This window comes from Rhodococcus sp. HNM0563 (genome assembly GCF_012726195.1).
In the GTDB taxonomy this organism is placed as follows: Bacteria; Actinomycetota; Actinomycetes; order Mycobacteriales; family Mycobacteriaceae; genus Rhodococcus.
This window is the reverse complement of the sequence record NZ_JAASAF010000010.1, coordinates 42581-59642: the sequence shown is the minus strand read 5'-3', so window position 1 is coordinate 59642 and position 17062 is coordinate 42581. Positions and strand designations below refer to the sequence as shown.

Sequence of the window (17062 nt, the reverse complement as noted above, 5' to 3'; positions counted from 1 at the left end):
GCAGATCTGGCTCGGTCGATATCGGATATGCAGTGGTCAGTCGAGGGTGCACGCCACCCCGATCGTGCCGGACCGGCCGCGCCGCAGCAGACTGCCCTTGACGGTCAGCCACCCGAACAGCTTGTACTTGCCGATGATCGCGGACCGGGTGCGTTCGGTGCCGGCGTCGTCGAGCAACACCGCGGTGCCCGGCACCGCGGCGCTACGCGGACGTCCGCGCGCATCGCACACCGCAAGCGTGATCCGCGGGTCGCGGCGCAGCCGCCCCACCTTGTGGGAACCGGTCGCGGTCCACACCAGCAACCGATCCCCATCGGCCACCGCCCACACGGCAGTGGCGACCGCGGTGCCGTTCTTCCGGAACGTGCTCAGCAGCACGTACTGGGCGTCGGCGAGGTCGGCGAACGACGGCGTGGTGACTCCCCCATCAGGCATGCGCCCACCCTACGGAACGACCACCGGTACGCGCGCGGCGGCGGCTCATCCCCCGGCCGGCGCGCCACGAGGCACATCACGGAACGCGAGATTCGGGTCGTGGCTGCGCTCACGCGGCATCCCCAGCACCCGCTCGCTGATCGTGTTGCGGGCCATTTCGGTCGTGCCACCGGCGATCGTGTACGACTGCTGCATCAGGAAGTCGGTGCCGCATTCGGCAACCGCGCCGTCGTCGGAGTCCCACGCGGCACCGTCGGCACCGGTCATCTCGTACATGATCGTGGTCAGCCGGGTAGCGACCTCTCCCGACATCAACCGCAGGATACTCGCGGCCTGATCGGTCATCGCGCCGGTCGCCATCGCCTGCCCGATGCGCTGTTGCAGCGCATCCTTGACCAGTTCGAGGGTGTCGGCCTCCCCGACCAGATCGCGGGCGAGGGGGTCGTCGAGGCGCCCCGCGTCGCGGGCGACATCGAGCAGTTCGTCGGTGCGGGAGCCGCCGCGGCTGCTGCCGGCCGGCAGCGTCGCATATGGAGAACGCAGCAGGAGTCGTTCGTGGAACATCCAGCGGGTGCCGACGGTCCAGCCGGCGTCGACGTCCCCGATCCGGTCACTGTCCGGGATCCGCACGTCGGTCATGAATTCCTGGCAGAACTCCTTCGACCCGCTGAGCATCTCGATGCGGTGCACCTCGATGCCCTGGGCTTTCAGCGGCACCATGAACACCGTCAACCCGCGATGCTTGGGCACATCCCAGTTGGTGCGAGCCAGGCACAACGCCCAATCGGACCACCAGGCGCCGGTGGTCCAGATCTTCGAGCCGTTGAGGATCCAGTCGTCTCCGTCGCGTATCGCAGTGGTGACCGCGCCCGCCACATCGGACCCGCCGCTGGGCTCGGACAGCATCTGCATCCACAGTTCCTCGCCGCGCAGGATCGCCGGGATGTGCCGCTTCTTCTGTTCCTCGGTGCCGAAATCGAGCAGCACCGCCGCACACGGCACGAACGTCGGCGCCTGCAGACGCGCCGGATACTCGAAGCCGGCGAGTTCGTCGTTGAGGACCCGCTGATGTGCGGGGGTCAGTCCCTGCCCGCCGTACTCGCGGGGAATGCTGATCCCGGCAAGCCCGGCGTCGAACATGGACCGTTGCAGTGCGCGGTCGTGCTCGACGGCGGCGAGTTCGTCCTCGTCGGAAGTCTCCTTGCGCAGCACCCCCACGTGGGCGGCGGGATCGGCGGGCGCGAGATTCGCGCGGATCCAGGTGCGGGCGCGGGCACGGAACTCGTCGAGGGTTTCGGTCTCAACCTCGGTCTGGGTCACTGTGCGTTCTCCTTCGACGTGGCGGCGGCCGAGATGACGGCATCGGCGAGCAGCCGGCGATGCTCGGCGGGGGTGCCGTAGGTGGACCGGTTGGCGGCGACGCGCCGGGTGTACAAGTGCAGGTCGTGTTCGAACGTCAAACCGATACCGCCGTGGAACTGCACGCATTCCTGCATCAGGTGGGAGGCATGGTCGCCGATGTAGGCCTTCGCCGCACTCGACAGGCGGGCCGCATCAGGGGTGTCCGCCGCAACGGCGGCAGCCGCGGTGTCACTGATCGCGTGACATGCTTCGAGCCACATCTTCATGTCCGCGAAGCGGTGTTTGATGGCCTGGTAGGAAGCCAGGGCACGGCCGAACGAATAGCGGTCGAACGCCCACGCCACGGTGGTGTCGAATGCGGTCTGCAGCGCACCGACGGTTTCGGCGCAGCCCAGCACGATCGCCACGCGCCGGGCGTACTCGTCGTCGGCGGCGCCGTCCCCCGCAGTGCCGAGCACTGCGCCGACGGGAAGTCGCACCTCGTCGAACTCGACCTTCGCGTAGCGGCGGGACAGATCCACCGACCGCATCGCGGTGACGGTCACGCCGGGGGTGTCGCGGGGGACGAGGACGTGGCTGAGTCCGTCGCCGGTACGACCGGTCACCAGCAGAACCTCTGCGGTACCGGCGGCTTCGACGGGGCGTTTCGTGCCGTGCACGATCACGTCGTCGCCGTCGACGGTGATCGTCAGCGGCTCGGTGGCGGCACGGGCCTCAGGTCGGGGTTCGGCCGAGCACCACGCGGCTGTGCCAGAACCGTCGAGCAACCCGGCGAGAGTGTCGAGGTGGCAGCCGTGCCGGTTGAGAAGGGCCGCCACCACGTTGGTCGGCACGAGAGGTCCGGGGGCGGCGTGCCGCCCGAACTCGTACGCGATCATGGTCAGGTCGATCAGCCCTGAGTCGCTGATGGAGCCGCCGCCGTGCGCTTCGTCGACGAGAAGGCTGGTCCAGCCGAGTTCGGCACCGGCACGCCAGAAGGCGGGATCGAATCCGGCGGCATCGTCGCGGAGGCCGCGCAGGACCGCAACGGGGGTCCGTTCCTGCAGGAACCGGGCGGTCGTGTCGCGGAAGAAGTCCTGGTCGGGTGTGGGTTCGAGCAGCATGCAGTGCCTCTCGTCTGGGGCGGCACCCCACCGTAGGAGCACCTCGATCTCAATAATGAGAATATAGTTATCCAATCCTGTAAAGGAAAGTCTCTTCGGTGCGTTTCCCGAGTCTCCCCCAGACCCGGATACTGGACGACGTGACCGCGACGAACCCGAGCGACGACACCGCACCCGTGGACGTGCATCTGCCCGCAGGAAGACTGACCGCCGCGCAGTTGCAGGCCCTCGCCGAGCTCGCTCACACCCACGCCGGCGGCGTCCTGCACCTGACCCCACACGCCCACCTGCGCCTGCACGGCGACCCCGCAACCCTGACCGCCGCCGTCACCGACGCCGGATTCACCGTGGGCCACCCCGCACTGCCCCACCTGCTCACTTCCCCCCTCAGCGGACGCATCGGCGGAAAATGCGACATCCGCCCCCTCACCGACGCCGCGCTCCTGCACCTACCCACCGCACGCCCCGGCAGCACCCTCGGACTCGACGACGGCACCGGCGACATCGTCGCGCTGACCCCCGACCGCGCCCTGCTCGCCGTCTCCGGCGACGAATGGACCCTGGTCCTCGCCGGCACCGACACCGGACTCCGCCGATCCGACCCCGACGCCGCCGTCGACCTCCTGTTCGACGACACCCCACCGTCCCCCGCGGACACCGCCACCGCCGCTGCCCTTCCCACACCTCCGAGCGACCCGATCGGATGGCTCGACCAGCCGAGCGGCACCGTCACCCTCGCCGGCGGCCTAGCCGGAGGTCTGCTCCCCGCCCGCCTCGCCGAATTCCTCGCCGCCGTCGACCGCCCCCTGGTCATCACCCCCTGGCGCTCGATCCTGCTGTGCGACCTCCCCGAACACATCGCCGACCAAGTCGTGCGAGTCCTCGCCCCCATGGGCCTGATCTTCGACGCCCGGTCACCGCACCTGCACTGACCTCCGAACCACCCCCGCACCGCACCCGAGCGGCCTACCGTGGAACGCGTGAGTTCCGAACCGGCCGACTCCGCATCCACCGACACCTTCGACGTCATCGTGCTCGGTGCGGGCCCCGCAGGCGAGAACGCCGCGCAGTACGCCATCGCCGGCTCCGATCGCACCGCCGCCCTCGTCGAACACGAACTGGTCGGCGGCGAATGCTCCTACTGGGCATGTATGCCCAGCAAGGCCCTACTCCGCCCCACCCAGGTCCTCACCACCGCCACACACATGCCCGGCGTCCAGCAGCACGTCACCACCGACCACGTCGACACCCCCGCCGTCCTGACCCGCCGCGACCGATTCACCTCCGGCCACGACGACTCCTCCCAAGTACTGTGGGCCGACGCGGCAGGCATCGATGTGATCCGCGGCCACGCTCACCTCACCGGGCCCCGCACCATCACCGTCGACGGCGACCACCCACGCACCCTGCGCGCCCGCCACGCCGTCGTTATCGCCACCGGCACCCTCTCCACCGTCCCCGACCTGCCGGGACTGCGCGCGGCGCTGCCCTGGACCTCCCGCGACGCAACGAACCTGCGGCAGATCCCACGCCGGGTCCTCGTGCTCGGCGGCGGCGTCGTCGCCTGCGAAACCGTCACATGGCTACGACAACTCGGCGCCGACGAGATCACCGTCGTGGTTCGCGGGCCCCGCCTGCTCGCGCGGGTAGAACCGTTCGCCTCCGACGCCGTCGCCGCCCGGATGCACACCCGCGACGTGCAGGTGCGATTCGGCACCGAAGTCACCTCGGTGACCCGCCCCGACGCCCGAGACACCGGAATCGGCATGATCCACGGCGGCCCCATCACAGCGGAACTGAGCGACGGCACCACCATCGACGTCGACGAAGTCGTCGTCGCGACCGGCCGCCGATCCGCCGTCGACCACCTCGGACTCGACACCGTAGGACTCGACACCGGCAGCATCACCGTCGACGACCACCTCACTGTCGACGGTGTCGACGGCGCCTGGCTGTACGCCGTCGGCGACATCAACGGCCGCGCCGCGCTGACCCACATGGGCAAGTACCAGGCCCGGGTGTGCGGCGACGTCATCGCCGCCCGCGCCGAAAACCGGCCCCTCGACGACCCGCGGTACCGGGCGAGCGCCGACCACGCGCAGATCCCCCAGGTCATCTTCACCGTTCCCGAAGTCGCCGCCGTCGGACACACCGTCGACTCGGCCCGCACCGCCGGGTTCGACATCGAGGTGCTCGAGGCCGACATCGACGTCGCCGGCGCCACCCTGCACCGCGACGACTTCACCGGCCATGCAGCGCTGGTCGTCGACCGCGCTACCGACGTGCCGGTCGGCGCCACGTTCGTCGGCTCCGAGGTCGCCGAACTCGTCCATGCCGCGACCATCGCGATCGTCGGGAAGGTACCCCTGGCGTCGCTGTGGCACGCCGTTCCCGCCTATCCCACCATCAGCGAGGTGTGGCTGCGTCTACTCGAAACCCGCCGCCCCTGATAATCGGCGGTGCTCTTTCAGCATGTCCACGAACCGGACCGAGGCCCTGCTACCCTCCGAAGCAGTGAACACCGTTTCTTGTGCGTGACCTTCGAGCCTCGCGTCGATCGTGAACGACGCCGCCTGCGCGCGGCGGTGATTCCGTGTGCCCCGAACTGGGGAACCATGACCGGTTTCCCAACTTCGCCTCCCACCGGATCGCACCCCTCGGAGTTCCCATGCCCCGCACCCACCTACTCGGCGACTGCCGCAACTGTACTGCCTTGTGCTGCACCGTCTTCGGATTCTCCCGCTCCGCCGACTTCGCTACCGACAAGCCCGCCGGAGCACCATGCGCACACCTCGCGCCCGACTTCGGCTGCACCATTCACGGCGTTCTGATCTCCCGCGGATATCGAGGCTGCACCACGTTCGACTGTTTCGGCGCCGGTCAGGTCGTCACCGCACGGATCCCCGGCGCCCTCACCGGGGCGGTGTTCCCGAAAATGAAACAACTGCACGAGATGCTCTGGTATCTCCATGAGGCCACCGACCGCGCCCTCGACCCCGACGACATCGCCCGCGCGGCCGAACTGACCGAGACGATCACCGGACTCACCCGGCTCGAGGCATCCGAATTGGTCGCTCTCGACCTGGACGCGCTGCACGAGCAGGTACGCAACCTGCTCATCGACGTCAGCGAGGTGATCCGCGCGTCGTATTACGCCACCGGCACCCCCGATCCACGACTGCACCCCGGCGCGGACCTCGCAGGCGGGTCTCTGCGCGGCCGGGTCCTGTGCGGCGCCGATCTTCGCGGCGCGTGCCTCATCGGCACGGATCTGCGCGGCAGCGATCTGAGCGCGGTCGACCTGCTCGGCGCCGACCTGCGCGACACCCGACTCGACGGCGCCGACCTGTCGTCGGCGCTGTACCTGACCGGCCCGCAGATCGCCGCAGCGCACGGAAACCACGACACGATGCTGCCGCATTGGATACCGCACCCGACGTGGCGCCGGTGAGCACCCACCGGCCCCAGCAAACCCGTCGGCCCCTCCTGGCACACTGGATTCGCACAGGCGTACGACAACCGCGGGAAGGTGGATGCTCCGATGACGAGCCGGGACGAATCGGGCCTCCTCGACTGGGTCGCGTCGTACCTGGAGACCTTGCAGACCGCGAAGCGCTCGGCGCACACCGTCAAGGCCTACCGTCTGGACCTGCACGGGGTGTGTGCCGCGCTCGCGGCTGCGCGCGGCGCCACCCCGGAAACGCTGACCCTCGCCGACCTCACGATCCGCGCGCTGCGATCGGCGTTCGCCACCTTCGCGCGGGAACGCCAACCGGCGTCGGTGCGCCGCGCCTGGTCGGTCTGGAACAACTTCTGCAACTTCCTCGTCACCGAGGGCCTCTCCGAGGGCAATCCGATGGCCTCGATCACCCAGCCGAAACGTCCAGAACACACCCCGAAAGCATTCAAACCGGCCGCCGTCGGGCAACTCGTCGACACCTTGACCCACGACGCACAGCACCGCAGCGAGTCACCACGGGACTGGCCGCAGCGGGATCTGGCGCTCGTGGCGACACTGCTGCTCACAGGCATCCGGACGGAAGAGCTGATCTCACTCGATCTCGGACACATCCTCGGTGGTCTCGGGGCCCCGGTGCTGCGCGTGCACGGTAAAGGTGCGGTCGAACGAGAGATCCCCCTCGAGGACAGCTGGACGGCGATCGTGTCCACCTACCTGCACGAACGCTACGTCCGGTTTCCGCCGCTACGGCGAACCGCGCTCGCCGACCGCGCCGACCTTCCGGTGTGGGAGCGGCACACTCCCACCGATCCGTTGTTCGTCGGCGCCGACGGCCAGCGCATCACCCGCGGCACCCTGCAGTACCGGGTGCGACGGGTATATCGGCGGGCGGGCATCGAGTCCGAACGCAAACGAGGCGCGCTCGCGCACGCGCTACGACACACCTTCGCAACCTCGCTGGCCGACAACGGCGCGACGATGGTCGAGTTGCAGCAACTGCTCGGACACCGGTCGCTGCAGACCGTGCAGATCTACACCTCGGCAACCAACGATGCGGTGCGGCACGCGGCCCGCCACAACCCGGTGTACGGGTTGCTCGGCGGCACCGATCGCGCTGTGAGTGACGGCGAGAGCTGACAGACTGGGATCGAACCGCAGTGGCATCGAACCTGTTGCACTGAAACCGCCGGGCCGTCGAACCGCTGCTGTACCGAGATCAACGAAGGAGCTTGCATGAGCGTCGAATCGGTGGGATCTGCTCGTCATCGCGTCGTGGTGATCGGATCGGGGTTCGGAGGGTTGTTCGCCGCGCAGGCCCTGGCCCGCGCCGACGCGGACGTCACGCTGGTCGCGCGCACCACCCATCACCTGTTCCAGCCGCTGCTCTATCAGGTCGCGACGGGCATCCTCTCGGTCGGCGACATCGCCCCGGCCACGCGCATGGTGCTGCGCAAACAGGAGAACACCCAGGTACTGCTCGGGGAAGTCGACGACATCGACCTCGAGAACGGCACGATCACCTCCCAATTCCTGGAGCGTCGCACCACCACCGGCTTCGACTCCCTGATCGTCGCCGCAGGCGCCGGCCAGTCGTATTTCGGCAACGATCACTTCGCGGAGTTCGCACCCGGCATGAAGACGATCGACGACGCACTCGAGTTGCGCGGCCGGATTCTCGGCGCCTTCGAGCAGGCCGAATTGTCGAACGACCCCGAGGAGCAAGCGCGGTTGCTGACCTTCGTGGTGGTCGGCGCGGGCCCGACGGGGGTCGAGCTGGCCGGTCAGATCGCCGAGCTCTCCCGCCGCACTCTCAAGGACACCTTCCGTCATATCGACTCCACGCGGGCGCGGGTGGTTCTGCTCGACGGGGCATCGGACGTGCTGCCCGTCTACGGCGGGAAGCTGTCGAAGAAGGCACGCAAAACCCTCGAGGGCCTCGGGGTGGAGATCCAGCTGGGTGCGATGGTCACCGGCGTCGACGCGGACGGCCTGACGGTCAAGGAGAAGGACGGCACCGAGCGACGCCTCGAATCGCAGTGCAAGGTGTGGTCGGCGGGTGTAGCGGCGAGCCCACTGGGTCAGCAACTGGCCGAGCAGTCCGGTGCCGGGATCGATCGGGCGGGTCGTGTCGAGGTGCTACCCGATCTGTCGCTCCCGGGATATCCGAACGTGTTCGTGATCGGCGACATGATGTCGCTCGACAAGCTTCCCGGGCTCGCGCAGGTGGCGATGCAGGGGGGCAAGTACGCGGCGAAACAGATCATCGCCTCTCTCGAGGGGCAGACCCCGGCCCAGCGGGCCCCGTTCAAGTACTTCGACAAAGGATCGATGGCGACCATCTCGCGGTTCAGCGCGGTCGCGAAAGTCGGCAAGCTCGAGATCAGCGGGTTCCTCGGCTGGATTGCCTGGTTGTTCATCCACCTGCTGTACCTGGTGGGGTTCTCGTCGAAGATGTCGACATTGTTGTCGTGGGCGCAGGCGTTCTTCTCGACGGGACGTAACGAGATGGCGGCAACCGAGCAGCAGGTGTTCGCGCGGATCGCCATCGAGCGACTACGACACCACGAGAACTCCGTCACTGCGGGCAACGGCACCGCCGACGGTAAGGACGCCGCCGACGGGAATGAAACTGCCCAGAACGAAGGCGACTCGTCGGCGACCCGTCGAGCGGCAGGCTGATCGCCCCGGCGTGCGCCGTCAGTTCCCGATGCGTGCGCTGTCCTCGATGTTCGCCAGCCGCACCTGTCCCTGTGACACGACACGCTCCTTCCCGTCGGTGATCACCACCCGCCACAGCTGCTGAGTGCGGCCACGGTGGATGGGGGTGCCGACGGCGGTGAGGACGCCTTCGCGGGTGGCCCGCAGGAAATCGGTGTTGTTGTTGACGCCGACGACGTTGCCGCGCTCACCGAACCAGGTGGCGCCGCCCATGCTCGCGATCGTCTCGATCACCGCGCAGTACACCCCGCCGTGCACGATGCCGTAGGGCTGATGCTGATCGGGGCTCACCGTCCACTGCGCCCGCACGACGTCGGCGGTCACTTCCAGGAACTCGAGCCCGAGCGCGGTCCCGAAGCCGGCGCGGTTGAAGGTGGTGATCTCTTCGAGGGTGGCGGCGGCGGGATCCGGAAGGGAGTGATCGGTCATGTCTAAGCGTGCTCCTGCTCGATCGGGGCCGGCCGGGTCGCCGGTTGCCGTCGAACGATGGTAGGGCATGGAGGTTTTCGCCTGCCGGTGCGGCAACCATCCGAGCAATCCGAACGTAGCGGCGGGCCTCGCGTGGTGATCGCGAGGCCCGCCGTCGGGATGGACCGGGAGTCGCTGCAGCCCTCAGGACTCCGGCACGGTCCGGTGTTGCACGCCCCCAACTATAGGGAAGCCTGACCTAATCCCACAAGACCCCGCACCGGGTGGCCCGCGGCAACGAACGCGTCCAGCAGTTGCTGGCCGCGTCGCGCCGCGTCGCGCCGGGAGGCGCCACCGAGGACGGGCAGTTGCGATGCGCCGGTGACGATCGTGCGTCCGACCATCGCCCAGAAGCGCGGGCCGTCGAGCGGGGCGCACCGCCGCACGGCCTCGTGCACCGCGGTCAGGGCCGTCACCGCGCGATGGGCAGTCCACACCGCCAGGGCCTGCTCGCACGGCAGCACCACGACCCCGCGCTCGGCGGCGGCCCGGTCTCCGGGGAGTACGCGCAGGGTGTCGTCGGCGACACCGGCCCAGTCGATGCAGCCGTCACTGTCTTGATGCAGCCAGAGATTGTCGAGCCCGGGATCCCACACGCGCCCTTCGAGAGCGAGCGGCGCCAGGACTCGACCGACCACCGCGTGAATGAGGGCGGCGGCGACCTGCTCTGCGGCAATGCGCGGTTCGTCGACGTCCTCGAGCGAGCGCCGGTAGAGCAGTTCGACGCGGTCGGTGCGCTCCGCGCTGCCGAGACTCCACCAGCGGCGCTTCGGCTCTTCGTCAATACAGGCCACGGCGTAGACGCGGGGAGACCCCGCGGCAAGGGCCCGCAGGCGGGTGCGGGTGTCCTCGAATGCGCGGATGCTCCGGTCGTCGAACGTGGGGACCGGAGCGGTGGTGGTCGGTGGCAGCAGCAGAGTCGTCATCCGACACCTCTCTTGTCGACAGGAACCCAGCGGTTTGCTTAGGTAAGGCTAACCATTACATTCGGGGTGGGGGTCGCGCAACCCGCCACACCGAACCGACACCCACCGACCGGACCCACCCCGTGACAGACCGAAATAGGATTCCGTAACCTAACCTCCAGACCCACCCGAGCACGCCGTCACGAGGAGCGCACCACGCACGTGGCCACCATTCGACCCCCCTCCCCAACACTCACGGCCACAGAACCCACGACCACCGAGTGCACCGAACCGCCCACCACGACCCGGCGCGTCGTCGCGGAACTACTGGATCTCGCGCTCCTCGCGATCCCCCTCGCCATCGGCGCACTACTGGTCGACACCCTCGGCGACGCCAACGGCGGCGGACAAACCGACCGCGTCGTCTTCGGCGGCGCCGCACTGGCCGCCACCATCGGGGTGCTGCTGTGGAACCGCGGCCACCGGGAAGGCCGCACCGGCGCAAGCCTCGGCAAAGCCTGGACCGACCTCATCACCCGAGACCCCGACACCGGCGCCCCCGTCGGCCCCCGCCGCGCCCTGCTGCGCCGCCGCACCGAGGTCGTCATGGCCCGCACCGCCGCCGACGACGGTTTCACCCCGCTACCCGCGGACACCAGCGTCGCCGGAATCCGACGCCGACGACTCCTGGGACTGCTCGCGCTCGCTGTGCTGCTCGTGCTGGTCCTGCTCGCCAGCGTCGCAATCGGCGCACGACCGATGACCTTCACCGAAGTGTTCCACGCGCTGTTCGTCAACGACGGCGCCGAAACCGACGTGATCATCCACTCCCTGCGCATCCCCCGCACCCTGCTCGGACTACTCGTCGGCATCGCCCTCGGCGTCGCAGGCGCCCTCATCCAAGGCCACACCCGCAACCCGCTCGCCGACGCCGGGCTCCTCGGCATCAACGCAGGCGCCGCACTGTTCGTCGTACTCTCGATCTACCTACTCGGCACCAGCACCCCCGCCGAATACCTGTGGTTCGCGTTCGCCGGATCCCTGTTCGCCAGCGTCATCGTGTTCGGGTTCTCCTCCATCGGCAACGGCGGCTCGAGCCCCCTGAGCCTGGCCCTCGCCGGCGCCGCCGTCGCCTTCTTCCTCCAGGCCATGATTCAAACCGTCGTCCTGCTCGACCAGACCAGCCTCGACGGCTACCGCTTCTGGGTCGTCGGATCCGTCGCCGGCCGCGGCATGGACGTGCTCTGGCAGGTCCTGCCGTTCATCGTCGTCGGCCTCGTCATCGCCCTCGCGAGCACCCCCGGACTCAACGTCCTGAGCCTCGGCGAGGACGTCGCCCGCTCCCTGGGCACCAACATCGCACTCACCCGCGTCATCGGCATCACCGTGATCACCATCCTCACCGGCGCCGCCACCGCCGCGTGCGGGCCCATTGCCTTCGTCGGCCTCATCGTCCCGCACATCGCCCGCGCCATCACCGGCCCCGACTACCGCTGGCTCGTCCCCTACGCAGGCCTACTCGGCGGCGTGCTCCTCGTCCTCGCCGACGTCATCGGCCGCATCGTCGTGCGCCCCGGCGAACTCCAGGTCGGCATCGTGCTCGCCCTGGTCGGCGCCCCGTTCTTCATTGCCCTCGTCCGCCGCCGGAAGCTGGTGTCGCTGTGACCGACCTGACCAAGATCGACCCCGCAGCACCGCCCACCACCGGCGGAGAACGCCGCCGCACCCCCGTCCAGCGCTCCACCGCGGTCCCCGCCCGCCCCGCCTTCCGCCTCGGCCGCTTCTCCGTCGTATGGCGGGGTCGCCAGGTGCTGGTGTGCCTCCTGCTCGCCGTCGCCGCCTTCCTGCTCCTGTGCATCGGACTCGGCCGCGGCGACTACCCCATGTCCGTGCCCCAAGTCCTCGAAGTGCTCTTCGGCGGCGGCGAACGACTCGACCGGTTCATCGTGTTCGACCTGCGACTCCCCCGCGGCATCGGCGCCCTCGTCGTCGGTGCGGCCCTCGCCGTCTCCGGAGCCATCACCCAGTCGTTGTCCCGCAACGCCCTCGCCAGCCCCGACATCCTCGGCATCACCGCCGGCGCCAGCGCCGCTGCCGTCGCCCTGATCGTCGTCACCAGCGGCGGCACCGTCGTCGGACTCCTCGCCGCCCTCGGCCTACCCCTGGCCGCCCTCGCCGGTGGCCTGCTCACCGCCACCGCGATCTACCTGCTCGCCTGGAAGAACGGCGTCGACGGATTCCGGCTCGTGCTCATCGGCATCGGCGCCAACGCCATGCTGATCGGCCTGACCAACTGGATGCTCGTCTCCGCCGACATCAACGACGTCTCCCGCGCCCAGGTCTGGCTCACCGGCTCCCTCAACGGGATCAGCTGGAGTCAGGTCATCCCCGCCGGGATCGCCCTCGCCGTCATCGGAACCTGGACGATCATCGCCTCGTTCACCATCGGCGCTCTCCGCCTCGGCGACGACACCGCCCGCTCCCTCGGGATCCGCCTGCAATCCCAGCAGGGCATGCTCCTCGTCGCCGCATGCGCGCTCGCCGCCATCGCCACCGCCGCCGCCGGCCCCATCGGCTTCGTCGCACTCGCCGCACCCCAGGTCGCGCTACGACTCGTCCGCTCCGCCGGACCCCCGATCATCGCCTCCGCACTGACCGGCGCCGCGCTCGTCGTCGGCGCCGACATCATCGCCCGCACCATCCTGCCGGTCTCCCTGCCGGTCGGCCTCGTAACCTCCGCGCTCGGCGGCCCGTTCCTGCTGTACCTGCTCGTGCGCTCCAACCGGAAGGTGTCCGTGTGACCCCCACCCAGCCCCTCGACACACACGCCGACGGCGCCACCGACCTCACCGGCTCGCGACTCATCGCCGAACATCTCGCACTCGGCTACGGAGACCGTCTCATCGTCGACGACCTCGGCCTCGAGATCCCCACCGGAGTGATCACCACCATCATCGGACCCAACGGCTGCGGCAAGTCCACCCTGCTGCGCGCCCTGAGTCGACTGCTCAAACCCCGCAGCGGACAGGTCGTGCTCGACGGCCGCAGAATCACCACAATGCGCACCCGCGACGTGGCCCGCGTCCTCGGCATGCTCCCCCAGGCACCCACCGCGCCCGAAGGACTGACCGTCGCCGACCTCGTCGCCCGCGGCCGCCACCCCCACCAGTCGTGGATGCGGCAATGGTCCGGCGACGACGAGGACGTCGTATCCACCGCACTCGCCCGCACCGGCATCGCCGACCTCGCCGACCGACCCGTCGACGAACTCTCCGGTGGCCAACGCCAACGCGCCTGGATCTCGATGGCCCTCGCACAAGGCACCGACATCCTGCTGCTCGACGAACCCACCACCTACCTCGACCTCGCACACTCCATCGAGGTCCTCGACCTCGTCGATCAACTCCACAGCGAACTCGGTCGCACCGTGGTGATGGTGCTGCACGACCTCAACCTCGCCGTCCGCTACAGCGACCACCTCGTCGTCATGCGCGACGGGAAAGTCATCGCGTCCGGCCCTCCCACCGACGTCATCTCCGTCGAACTGCTCCGCGATGTGTTCGGACTCGACGCCTCTGTCATCAACGATCCGGTCTCCGGCCGACCCCTGATCGTGCCCATCGGCACCCGCCACGTCTACGGCACGGTCGGCGGCGACACCCCACCCGAATAGCTACGACCCTAGGTAGTACGCACAAATGTCGGAGACTCCGTAGAATCACGGTATGGCAGCACTAGGCGAACTCGAGCGAGCAGTGATGGACCACCTGTGGTCCTCCACCGAACCCCAAACCGTGCGACAGGTCCACGAAGGCCTCTCCGCCCAACGCTCCCTCGCATACACCACCGTCATGACTGTCCTTCAACGCCTCGCGAAGAAGAACCTCGTCATCCAGCAACGCGATGACCGCGCCCACCGCTACCTCCCGGTACACGGCCGCGACGAACTCGTCGCCGGCCTCATGGTCGACGCCCTCGACCAGGCCGACGAAACCGCCGGACGCACCGCCGCCCTCGTCCACTTCGTCGGCCGCGTCGGCGCCGACGAAGCAGCCGCACTGCGCGCAGCCCTCGCCGAACTCGAAGCCCAACACAGCACCGACCGGTCCCCCGGACGCGCAAGCTGACACACTCGACTACATGAATGCGACCACAGCGCTCGTATTCGGCATACTTGCGCTCCTCCTCGCCGGCCCGGTGCCCGGACTCCTCGCCCGCGCCACCTGGCCACACCGCAACCCACGAGCCGCCCTCGTCCTGTGGCAGGCCGTCGCCCTCGCCGCCGTACTCTCCGCATTCAGCTCCGGCCTGGCCATCGCCGCGCTCCTGCTGGTCCCCGGCGAAGACGGCCGCCCCACCACCGGGCCCCTCGAAGAAATCGACGCGCTCGGACTACCCCTGTGGCTGACCTACGTCGTCGTGTTCATGCTCACCCTGCTCATCGGCGGCCGCCTCATCTACTCGACCCTGCGCGTCGGTGTCCGCACCCGCCGCCGCCGCGCCCGCCACCGCATGCTCGTCGACCTCCTCGACCGCCGCGACAACCTCTCCGCCGTCCGCACCCTCCCCCACGTACGGATCCTCGACAGCGCCGACCCCATCGCCTACTGCCTACCCGGCATCCGGCACCGCGTCGTCCTCTCCGAAGGCACCCTCGACAACCTCGACGACGACGAACTGAGCGCCGTCCTGCGCCACGAACACTCCCACCTGCGCGCCCGCCACGACCTGATCCTCGAAGCATTCACCGCCGTCTACGAAGCGTTCCCCCGCTGGGTCCGCTCCGGCTCCGCCCTCGGCTCCGTACAACTCCTCGTCGAAATGCTCGCCGACGACTCCGCCATCCGCCGCACCGGCCCCGCACCCCTGGCCCGGGCCCTCATCACCTGCGCCGACGCCCGCACCCCCACCGGCGCCCTCGCCGTCGGCGGCCCCTCCACCCTGCTGCGAGTACAGCGACTCGCCTCCCCCGGCCCCGACCTGACCATTTCCGCGTGCGCCTACATCACCGCCGCCGCAATCCTCATCATCCCCACCGTCGCCGTCGCCGTCCCCTGGCTCACCGAACTGACCCGCCTGTTCGCCCACTGACACACCTCCTCCCCCGTTCGATTTCGATCACGCCCCATTTCGGGGGAAGCTGTACCCATGACCGTCGAACCCACCGAGACCCCACTCGCCCAGATCGGCGTGACCGGCCTGGCCGTCATGGGGTCCAACATCGCCCGGAACTTCGCCCGCCACGGCTACACCGTCGCGTTGCACAACCGCAGCATCGCCAAAACCGACGCCCTGCTCGCCGAACACAGCAGCGACGGCACCTTCGTCCGCACCGAAACGATCGACGAGTTCGTCGCCTCCCTGGAAAAACCCCGCCGCGTCCTGATCATGGTCAAAGCCGGCGACGCCACCGACGCCGTCATCGAAGAACTCGCCGACGCCATGGAACCGGGCGACATCATCATCGACGGCGGCAACGCCCTCTACACCGACACCATCCGCCGCGAAGCCGCCCTACGCGAACGCGGCCTGCACTTCGTCGGCGCGGGCATCTCCGGCGGCGAAGAAGGCGCCCTCAACGGACCGTCCATCATGCCCGGCGGCCCCGCCGAGTCCTACGCTGCACTCGGCCCACTCCTCGAAGCCGTCTCCGCCAAGGTCGACGGCACCCCCTGCTGCACCCATGTCGGCCCCGACGGCGCCGGACACTTCGTCAAGATGGTGCACAACGGCATCGAATACGCCGACATGCAGCTCATCGGCGAGGCCTATCACCTGCTGCGCGACGCACTGGGCTACGACGCCGCGAAGATCGCCGACGTGTTCGCCGACTGGAACACCGGCACCCTCGAGTCGTATCTCATCGAAATCACCGCCGAAGTGCTCCGCCAGACCGACGCCACCACCGGCAAACCCCTCGTCGACGTCATCGTCGACGCCGCCGAACAGAAGGGCACCGGCCGCTGGACCGTCAAAGCAGCCCTCGACCTCGGCATCCCCGTCACCGGCATCGCCGAAGCCGTCTTCGCCCGCGCCTTGTCCGGCTCCCGCACCCAACGTGCCGCAGCCCGCAACCTGGCCACCGGCACCCTCGGCGCCACCCCCACCGACGCCGCCCATTTCACCGAAGACATCCGCGCCGCCCTCTACGCTTCCAAGATCGTCGCCTACGCCCAGGGCTTCGACCAGATCGCCGCAGGCAGCGCCGAATACGGCTGGAACATCGACCGCGCCGCCATGGCCACCATCTGGCGCGGCGGCTGCATCATCCGTGCCCAGTTCCTCAACCGCATCAAAGAGGCCTACGACGCCGATCCGGAACTGCCCAGCCTGATCCTCGCCCCCTACTTCCGCGACGCGATCGAAGCCGGCATCGACAGCTGGCGACGCGTCGTGGTCACCGCCACCACCCTCGGCATCCCCATCCCCGCCTTCGGGTCCTCCCTGTCCTACTACGACGGACTGCGCGCCGAACGCCTCCCCGCCGCACTCACCCAAGGCCAACGCGACTACTTCGGGGCGCACACCTACGAGCGCACCGACAAGCCCGGCAAGTTCCACACCCTGTGGAGCGGCGACCACAGCGAAGTCCAAGCCTGACCCGCCCCCGA

At 69.0% G+C, this 17062-nt stretch carries 16 protein-coding genes; 11 read left to right on the top strand and 5 right to left on the bottom strand.

Going from position 1 to position 17062, the window contains the following annotated elements; genetic code table 11:
• Positions 1 to 36: 36 nt before the first annotated feature.
• From HCA61_RS21255 to HCA61_RS21245, 3 genes are read right to left on the bottom strand one after another with little or no spacing between them, the layout of a single operon-like run.
• Positions 37 to 435 (bottom strand): PPOX class F420-dependent oxidoreductase, encoded by a 399-nt coding sequence (locus HCA61_RS21255; protein WP_169690188.1) that lies wholly within the window; start codon positions 433 to 435, stop codon positions 37 to 39.
• 45 nt (positions 436 to 480) lie between these two features.
• Positions 481 to 1755 carry an acyl-CoA dehydrogenase family protein gene (locus HCA61_RS26890; RefSeq protein ID WP_169690187.1) on the bottom strand — a complete coding sequence of 425 codons (1275 nt, stop codon included), beginning with the start codon at positions 1753 to 1755 and terminating at the stop codon, positions 481 to 483.
• Positions 1752 to 2900, bottom strand: coding sequence for an acyl-CoA dehydrogenase family protein (locus HCA61_RS21245; protein ID WP_169690186.1), 1149 nt, complete (start codon positions 2898 to 2900; stop codon positions 1752 to 1754). The genes HCA61_RS26890 and HCA61_RS21245 overlap by 4 nt, the downstream gene beginning before the upstream one ends.
• 140 nt (positions 2901 to 3040) lie before the next feature.
• Between HCA61_RS21245 and HCA61_RS21240 the strand changes: the two genes are divergently transcribed.
• The 5 genes from HCA61_RS21240 to HCA61_RS21220 all read left to right on the top strand — a co-directional run bounded on the left by HCA61_RS21240 (position 3041) and on the right by HCA61_RS21220 (position 9039).
• A complete protein-coding gene (locus HCA61_RS21240; protein ID WP_169690185.1) occupies positions 3041 to 3832 on the top strand; it encodes a precorrin-3B synthase in 792 nt (263 codons plus the stop codon).
• 48 nt (positions 3833 to 3880) lie between these two features.
• Positions 3881 to 5350 (top strand): NAD(P)/FAD-dependent oxidoreductase, encoded by a 1470-nt coding sequence (locus HCA61_RS21235; RefSeq protein WP_169690184.1) that lies wholly within the window; start codon positions 3881 to 3883, stop codon positions 5348 to 5350.
• A 218-nt stretch (positions 5351 to 5568) separates the two neighbouring features.
• Positions 5569 to 6351 carry a pentapeptide repeat-containing protein gene (locus HCA61_RS21230; protein WP_169690183.1) on the top strand — a complete coding sequence of 261 codons (783 nt, stop codon included), beginning with the start codon at positions 5569 to 5571 and terminating at the stop codon, positions 6349 to 6351.
• Positions 6352 to 6441: 90 nt separating this feature from the next.
• Positions 6442 to 7497, top strand: a complete 1056-nt coding sequence (locus tag HCA61_RS21225; RefSeq protein ID WP_169690182.1) for a tyrosine-type recombinase/integrase — start codon at positions 6442 to 6444, stop codon at positions 7495 to 7497.
• A 96-nt stretch (positions 7498 to 7593) separates the two neighbouring features.
• Positions 7594 to 9039 carry an NAD(P)/FAD-dependent oxidoreductase gene (locus HCA61_RS21220; protein WP_169690181.1) on the top strand — a complete coding sequence of 482 codons (1446 nt, stop codon included), beginning with the start codon at positions 7594 to 7596 and terminating at the stop codon, positions 9037 to 9039.
• A gap of 18 nt (positions 9040 to 9057) precedes the next feature.
• On the opposite strand, the gene HCA61_RS21215 is transcribed toward HCA61_RS21220, so the two are convergent.
• Positions 9058 to 9507, bottom strand: a complete 450-nt coding sequence (locus HCA61_RS21215) for a PaaI family thioesterase (protein WP_169690180.1) — start codon at positions 9505 to 9507, stop codon at positions 9058 to 9060.
• 221 nt (positions 9508 to 9728) lie between these two features.
• Positions 9729 to 10472, bottom strand: coding sequence for a hypothetical protein (locus HCA61_RS21210; protein ID WP_169690179.1), 744 nt, complete (start codon positions 10470 to 10472; stop codon positions 9729 to 9731).
• Between the two features lie 210 nt (positions 10473 to 10682).
• Between HCA61_RS21210 and HCA61_RS21205 the strand changes: the two genes are divergently transcribed.
• The 6 genes from HCA61_RS21205 (at position 10683) to gndA (ending at position 17051) form a co-directional block, all read left to right on the top strand.
• On the top strand, positions 10683 to 12116 hold the full coding sequence (locus tag HCA61_RS21205) for an iron ABC transporter permease (protein WP_346777626.1): 1434 nt from the start codon (positions 10683 to 10685) through the stop codon (positions 12114 to 12116).
• A 143-nt stretch (positions 12117 to 12259) separates the two neighbouring features.
• Positions 12260 to 13252 (top strand): iron chelate uptake ABC transporter family permease subunit, encoded by a 993-nt coding sequence (locus HCA61_RS21200; RefSeq protein WP_346777625.1) that lies wholly within the window; start codon positions 12260 to 12262, stop codon positions 13250 to 13252.
• Positions 13249 to 14124, top strand: coding sequence for an ABC transporter ATP-binding protein (locus HCA61_RS21195; RefSeq protein WP_169690177.1), 876 nt, complete (start codon positions 13249 to 13251; stop codon positions 14122 to 14124). The genes HCA61_RS21200 and HCA61_RS21195 overlap by 4 nt, the downstream gene beginning before the upstream one ends.
• Positions 14125 to 14176: 52 nt before the next feature.
• Positions 14177 to 14578, top strand: coding sequence for a BlaI/MecI/CopY family transcriptional regulator (locus HCA61_RS21190; protein WP_169690176.1), 402 nt, complete (start codon positions 14177 to 14179; stop codon positions 14576 to 14578).
• Between the two features lie 13 nt (positions 14579 to 14591).
• Positions 14592 to 15542, top strand: coding sequence for a M56 family metallopeptidase (locus HCA61_RS21185; RefSeq protein ID WP_169690175.1), 951 nt, complete (start codon positions 14592 to 14594; stop codon positions 15540 to 15542).
• A gap of 57 nt (positions 15543 to 15599) precedes the next feature.
• Positions 15600 to 17051, top strand: coding sequence for an NADP-dependent phosphogluconate dehydrogenase (gene gndA, locus HCA61_RS21180; protein WP_169690174.1), 1452 nt, complete (start codon positions 15600 to 15602; stop codon positions 17049 to 17051).
• Positions 17052 to 17062: the final 11 nt, after the last annotated feature.